The sequence below is a fragment of the Intrasporangium sp. genome (genome assembly GCF_051961875.1).
Taxonomy (GTDB): domain Bacteria; phylum Actinomycetota; class Actinomycetes; order Actinomycetales; family Dermatophilaceae; genus Intrasporangium_A.
In genome coordinates this window covers 1-5,991 of record NZ_JBQCCV010000176.1, presented here as the reverse complement: position 1 = coordinate 5,991, position 5,991 = coordinate 1, and the positions used below count along the sequence as shown (strand labels likewise).

The 5,991-nt window shown below is 71.7% G+C and carries 6 protein-coding genes; 2 read left to right on the top strand and 4 right to left on the bottom strand.

Features of this window, described 5'->3' with window-relative positions:
* The first annotated feature begins 505 nt into the window (after positions 1 to 505).
* Complete coding sequence (locus tag ACTHJJ_RS10385; RefSeq protein WP_440302866.1) at positions 506 to 1,390, top strand: universal stress protein; 885 nt, start codon at positions 506 to 508, stop codon at positions 1,388 to 1,390.
* 79 nt (positions 1,391 to 1,469) lie between these two features.
* Here ACTHJJ_RS10385 and ACTHJJ_RS10380 read toward each other — a convergent pair whose 3' ends face one another.
* The 4 genes from ACTHJJ_RS10380 to ACTHJJ_RS10365 form a co-directional block, all read right to left on the bottom strand.
* Positions 1,470 to 2,699: an amidohydrolase family protein gene (locus ACTHJJ_RS10380; protein ID WP_440302865.1), complete on the bottom strand. Its 1,230-nt coding sequence runs from the start codon at positions 2,697 to 2,699 to the stop codon at positions 1,470 to 1,472.
* 62 nt (positions 2,700 to 2,761) lie between these two features.
* Positions 2,762 to 2,998 (bottom strand): DUF2249 domain-containing protein, encoded by a 237-nt coding sequence (locus ACTHJJ_RS10375; protein WP_440302864.1) that lies wholly within the window; start codon positions 2,996 to 2,998, stop codon positions 2,762 to 2,764.
* Positions 2,999 to 3,194: 196 nt separating this feature from the next.
* A complete protein-coding gene (locus tag ACTHJJ_RS10370; RefSeq protein WP_440302863.1) occupies positions 3,195 to 3,791 on the bottom strand; it encodes a Rho termination factor N-terminal domain-containing protein in 597 nt (198 codons plus the stop codon).
* Entirely contained in the window at positions 3,722 to 4,345 is a 624-nt protein-coding gene (locus tag ACTHJJ_RS10365; RefSeq protein ID WP_440302862.1) for a phosphatase PAP2 family protein, read from the bottom strand. The genes ACTHJJ_RS10370 and ACTHJJ_RS10365 overlap by 70 nt, the downstream gene beginning before the upstream one ends.
* 102 nt (positions 4,346 to 4,447) lie before the next feature.
* Here ACTHJJ_RS10365 and ACTHJJ_RS10360 point away from each other — a divergent pair, with 102 nt between their 5' ends.
* Positions 4,448 to 5,863 (top strand): phytoene desaturase family protein, encoded by a 1,416-nt coding sequence (locus ACTHJJ_RS10360; protein ID WP_440302861.1) that lies wholly within the window; start codon positions 4,448 to 4,450, stop codon positions 5,861 to 5,863.
* Positions 5,864 to 5,991 lie beyond the last annotated feature (128 nt).

Sequence of the window (5,991 nt, the reverse complement as noted above, 5' to 3'; positions counted from 1 at the left end):
TAGGGGCCGAAGTCGTCGAAGTACTTGTAGAGCACCGCCAGTGGGTAGCTGGCCGCCGGATGCCGGCGCTGGAACCGATCGATCCGCTCGAGGGCCACCTCAACCTCCCCGGCCCACGGCAGCGGCGGCTGGGCGACGCTTGATGGCGCAGCGACGGCCCGCGAGCGTGACGCAGGGTGGGCGCACCTGGCACCTCCGACGGGTTGCCATCGAGTCGGACACCCACAATCTACCCCGACCGCCTCCGCCCATATCGGCCTCGCCGCCGTGGCCGGCGCGGCTGCGCCGAGGGCACTCACGCCGGGCTTCGCCCAGCGGCATACCAATTCGACTGTATGACGCTGAGCGCGCTTCCAGCACAAGTGCGGTCGGTCGCGTCGGAGGTGAGACCGCGCGGTTCGTCGGAGGTGACCCTGGTCCGCGCCCGAGAGCGAGTTGATCCAACCGCTGTCGCACCCCCGTGCCGGAGGCTAGGTTCGGACTGTCGGCTCTCTCGGGAGGAAACATGACCGGTCGGATCGTCGTTGGCATCGATGGCTCGCAGCAGAGCGGCAGTGCGCTCGAGTGGGCGGTGGCCCGGGCCCGGCTGGGAGGCGAGGAGCTCGAGCTGGTCCACGCCTACACACTCACTCCCGACCTCGACTTCTTCGGATACCACGGCCAGGCCGCGAGCCCGCCGGTGGAATGGCTCATGGAGTTCTCCGAGGAGGTGCTCCGCGCCGGGGCGGGGCGGGTACGCGAACTGGCACCCGAGATGACCTGCAAGCTGACGTCGAAGCTGGGGCACCCGGCCCACGTGCTGGCGTCGGCCTCTGAGGACGCCGTCGCCCTCGTCGTCGGTCGGCGCGGGCTCGGTGGCGCCGCCAGCGCATTGTTGGGGTCGGTGAGCAACCGGCTGTCGGTCCACGCGAAATGTCCCCTGATCGTGGTCGGAGAGGTCGAGCCCCCGACGACCGGCCCGGTCGTCGTGGGCGTGGACGACTCGCCGTTCGGCGCGAACGCCCTCCGTTACGCCATCGCCGAGGCGGCCGTGCGCGAGACCGGCGTGAGGGCCGTCGCGGCCTACACGGTCACGCATCACGCGTTCCAGGCCGATCCCGAGCTGGTCGCACGGCTCCGGGCCAGTGTCGAGGCGGAAGCCGAGGACAGCATCACCCGCGCACTGGACGAGGCCGCGAAGCCGGGGACAGCGCCCGTCAGCGTGGACCATGTCGTGGTGGAGGGACGTGCGGCCGAAGCCATCCTGGCCAACGCCGACGATGCGCAGCTGATCGTGGTGGGGACGCACGGCAAGGGCCTGGTCCGACGGGTCCTGCTCGGCTCGGTGAGCCGCCAGGTCCTGAACGATGCCGACCGCCCGGTCGCCGTCGTCGATCTCCCTGACAGCTGACACCGGTGTCGGAAAGTCCGGTGTGACGTCGGCCCCGGACGCACCCTCACACCGCCTCGACGCGAAGCCAGGAACTCGGTCAAGGGGTCAGCGGCGCGCCCCGACCCCGGAACACCGCGCCCCTGGCCATCACGAAGTCGACCTGGCTGGTGACCGAGATGTCGGCGAGCGGGTTCCCCGGCATCCCCACGAGATCGGCAGCCGCCCCCGGGCGCAGTACCCCGAGGTCTTCCCTGGCGAGCAGCTCCGCCGCGACCGACGTCGCGGCCCGCATCGCCCGAAGCGGCGTCAGGCCCGCGTTCACCATGGCCTGGAACTCGAGGATGCCGTGGCTGAACGGGAACATCCCGCAGTCCGTGCCGTAGGCGACCTTGACCTCGCTCCCAGCGATGATCCGCTGGGACTGGAGGATCTGCTGGTTGTCCCTCGTGAACTTCCAGACGGCCTGCTGCGGCAACGTCCCCGCCTGCAGCATGGCGAGGTCCTCCTGCGTCATCTGCATCGTCGGCACGATGAAAACCCCTGCCCGGGCTGCCATCTCGACGCCCTCCTCGTCGATGAGGTAGGCGTGCTCGAGGCTGCGCACGCCGGCGCGGATGGCCTGCCTGCAGGCATCGGCGGCGCCGGTGTGCACGGCGACCGGTAGGCCGAGCTGGGCGGCGGTCTCGCAGAGGGCTCCCAGCTCCTCGTCGAGCCAGGAGACCCGGGCGGGGTCGTCGCCGACGCTGAAGTAGCCGCCGGCGTTCACCGTCTTGACCCAGTCGGAGCCGTGCGCGTGCTCGCGTCGCACGAGCCGGCGGATCTCTCCGAGGCTGTCCCCGACGGTGGACACGGGCAGGTCCCAGCGTGAGGGGTAGAACCCGCTGAGGTCGCCGTGCCCGCCCGACGGGCTGAGGATGTGGGCAGCGACGACCAGTCGCGGTCCGACGACGAGGCCGAGGTCGATCGCGTTGCGCAGGTCGACCGTCGGGAACTCGGGATCCATGCAACCCAGATCGCGCAGCGTCGTGAAGCCATGGCCGAGATACTCACGGGCGAGGGACAGTCCGCTCAGCGCCTTCGTTGCCGTGGAGTCGAGTGTCTGCCGGGCGAGCGCGCCGGCGTCCATGGTCAGGTGCACGTGGGTGTCGATGAACCCGGGGCTGACCGTCCGGTCCGAGAGGTCGATCACCTCGGCGCCCTCGGGGCGGCTCACCGCCGGTCCCATCTCGGCGATGAGGCCGTCCCGCACCAGGATCTCGGTGTGACCAGCGAGCTCGGCGGACACCCCGTCGAAGAGGGTGCCGCACACGACGACCGACTCAGCCATGTGAACCAGTCTGCGCTCTCAGCTCCGTTGTCGTGATGGAACGCCGGCGTCAGCTGGGCGGCTCAGGCAGCGGGGCGCCCGATGCGCACCCGCCACACCTCGGGCCCCTGCTGGAGGTAGTCCCAAGTGAACTGTCGTTTGTGCTCAGCGTGGAACTGGTAGTAGAGGGGCTTCGGGTCGTGGTCGTTGACGAGCTCGAATCCGGCTCCCGGCGCGAGGGCGTGATACGTGTCGAGGATCAGGGTGTGGCGGCGCGCCGGCGGCTCGCTGCGGACGTCGAGCTGGGGGTCCGTGGTCATCGCTTCTCCTTGGGCTGGGGCTTCGGCAGGAGGCGTCAGGTGCCACCCCCGCCTGCAATTAACACGGAAGTCGCCGTGTTAAACATGAGCAGCGTACCCCCGCGCCCAGCGGCGGTCAGGAGGGGTGCGGCCACGGCCGCGAGCCGGCGACCTCGTCAGCGCGGCAGGCCCCGCTGCGCCCTCTCTCCCAGCGGGATCAGGCGTCCTCCCGCTCGGGGTTCTCCAGGCGGAAGAAGTTGCTCTGCTCCCCGTCCGAGGTCTCCTCCTGGTAGATGAAGTTCAGCTGCCGATCGTCGAACGTCGCGAACCACTCGTCCCAGGACACCTCACGCAGCGTGTCGTCCCGGTCCCCGAAGTCGAAGCGCAGCACCCCGAGGTGGTCGCCGTGCTCGGTCCCGGCAACGGTCGCGGGTCGTCCACCGCGCTTCTCGGCCCACCTCCTGATCACCTCGTGGTGGGTCGTCACGAGGCTGCGCCCTGGCCGCTCCGGCTCGTCCTCGGGTGAGGTGACTTCCTGGGAGTACCTCAACGAGTCCGAGCTGCCCCCTCCGGTGCGGACATGGCCCCGCTCCGGACCGGCACCGACGTCACCTCCGGACTCGTCCTCGGACCGACCACCGCCGGTGCCGGCCTTGGTAACGGCCTTGCCGAGCTCGTCCTTCTTCATCTTCGACGTCGCTGGGACGCCGGCCTTCTTGGCGCGCTCTCGCAGCTCGGCGACGGTCAGCTCCCGGAGTTCGGTGTCGCCGACGTCGGGGGTGTCGGGGGTCGGGTTGCCTGGTTTGTCTGCCATGGCTCACTCCTTCGTCCTCCGCCACTCGTACCCGCGGGAGTGCCGTTCTCCCACGACGCATCCGTATGCCGCCCTGCCGCGAGCCGGAGGCCCCCGCGGTTCCGCAGGAGCATGCTCACGACGAGGATTGCGACGATGGCCGCCACCGCCCCGATGAGGTACCCGCCGATGATGTCGGGGACGTGGTGGACGTGGGCCGCGACGCGTGCGGCGCCCACGGCGGCCGCGAGGACGAGCAGGCCCGCCGCGAGGCGACGCCGCCACGGCAGCAGGGCGGCCGCGATCGCCGCCGCGAACGTCGTGTGGTCCGACGGGAACCCGTTGTCCGCGGCGTGCGGGATGAGCGGTGCCTGACCGTCGACGACGAAGGGGCGAGGGTCCGCCCAGAGGTGCGCCCCGATCTCGATGCCGACGAGGGCGAGGACGATCGTCAGGACTCCGACGCCGGCGAGGGCCAGCTTCTCGGGGCGGGGGACCTGCAACCAGACGAGCGCGGCGGCGAGCGGGACGAGGAAGACGGCATACGAGGCGACGGCGACGATGAGTGAGTGCACGCAGGGATGCTCCCAACCAGTCCTGTGCGTCCGCTGAGAGTCCCGGCGCGCCGCGGGCACGGGCGGCTTCCCCCACCACGGGGTGCGTGACAGGGTTGGCCCGTGACGAGTGCCGTCGTGGTCGGCAGCGGGCCCAACGGGCTCGCCGCAGCCCTGACCCTGGCCGCCGAGGGGGTCGAGGTCACCGTCCTCGAGGCGGCCGACGAGGTCGGCGGCGGAACCCGCAGCAGCGAGCTGACCCTCCCCGGCCTCGTCCATGACGACTGCTCCGGCTTCCACCCTCTCGCCGTCGACACCCCCTTCTCCCGCCGCTTCGACCTGGCCGCCCACGGGCTCACCTGGCGCTGGGCCGAGGTCGAGTACTCGCACCCCCTCGACGCGGGGCGAGGGGCAGCCGCCTACCGGTCCGTCACGCGGACGGCGACCGGCCTCGGCGGGGACGGGGCCCGGTGGACGCGGGTGTTCGATGGTTTGGCCGTCCGGTTCGACGGCATCACCTCCGACTTCCTCCGCCCGATGCTGCACGTGCCTCGGCACCCGCTCAAGCTCGCTCGGTTCGGGTCCCTGTCCCTCCTGCCCGTGGCCACCCTGGCCCGGATGTGGTCGACCGACGAGGCGCGGTCCTTGTTCGCCGGGGTCGCGGCGCACGCCCTGCGTCCCTTCACCTCACCGCTGTCCTCGGCGATCGGGGTCGCGCTCGGCACCGCGGCGCACCGCTACGGCTGGCCGGTCGCCGAGGGCGGCTCTTCCGCGATCGCTCGCGCGATGGTCGCCATGCTCGAGGGCTGTGGCGCCAAGGTCGAGACCGGCGTGACGGTCGAGTCGTTGGCTCAGCTGGGCGGCCCGGACTTCGTCATGCTCGACACGGCGCCGGAGGCGGCACTCCGGATCGTCGGCGACCGGGTGCCGACACACATCGCGCGGGCGCTCCGGCGCTATCGGCATGGTCCGGGCGTGTTCAAGGTCGACTTCGCGACCGATGGTGAGGTGCCCTGGCTCCACGCCGAGTCCAGGCGCGCCGGTACGGTCCACGTCGGCGGGACGCTCGAGGAGATCGGCCTCGCCGAGAGGGAGGTCAACCGGGGCCGGATGCCGGACCGGCCCTTCGTGCTCGTCGGGCAGCAGTACGTCGCGGACCCCTCGCGGTCGGTCGGCGAGGCGCGGCCCCTCTACGCCTACGCCCAGGTGCCGAACGGCTGGACCGGCGACGCCACGCCGCTCATCGAGGCGCAGATCGAGCGCTTCGCGCCCGGCTTCCGCGACCGCATCCTGGCGCGCCACGTCCGGTCGGTCGCCGGGATGGAGGCGCACAACCCCAACTACCTCGGTGGAGACGTCGTCACCGGGGCCAACGACCCGCTCCAGCTGGTCTTTCGCCCCCGCGTCGCCCTGGACCCCTACTCCCTGGGCGTGCCCGGCACCTACCTCTGCTCGGCTGCCACGCCTCCCGGGGCCGGCGCGCACGGCATGTGCGGCTGGAACGCCGCGCAGGCCGCCCTCCGCGCTCTTCGGCGCTAGGGCCGCCGCAGCGGGCGAGCGCCCGCTGCCGGCGTGACCGGTGCTCGGCAGCGCGGCCGAGGACGACGAGCGGGGGGGGTTGCGCCCCCCCGGCGCGCTGTGCGCCCGAAACCCCCCCGGGGGGGGCC

Excerpts from the sequence above, each read along its gene's own strand:
- ACTHJJ_RS10385 (WP_440302866.1), top strand. The coding sequence starts at position 506 with ATGACCGGTCGGATCGTCGTTGGCATCGATGGCTCGCAGCAGAGCGGC.
- ACTHJJ_RS10380 (WP_440302865.1), bottom strand. The coding sequence starts at position 2,699 with ATGGCTGAGTCGGTCGTCGTGTGCGGCACCCTCTTCGACGGGGTGTCC.
- ACTHJJ_RS10375 (WP_440302864.1), bottom strand. The coding sequence starts at position 2,998 with ATGACCACGGACCCCCAGCTCGACGTCCGCAGCGAGCCGCCGGCGCGC.
- ACTHJJ_RS10370 (WP_440302863.1), bottom strand. The coding sequence starts at position 3,791 with ATGGCAGACAAACCAGGCAACCCGACCCCCGACACCCCCGACGTCGGC.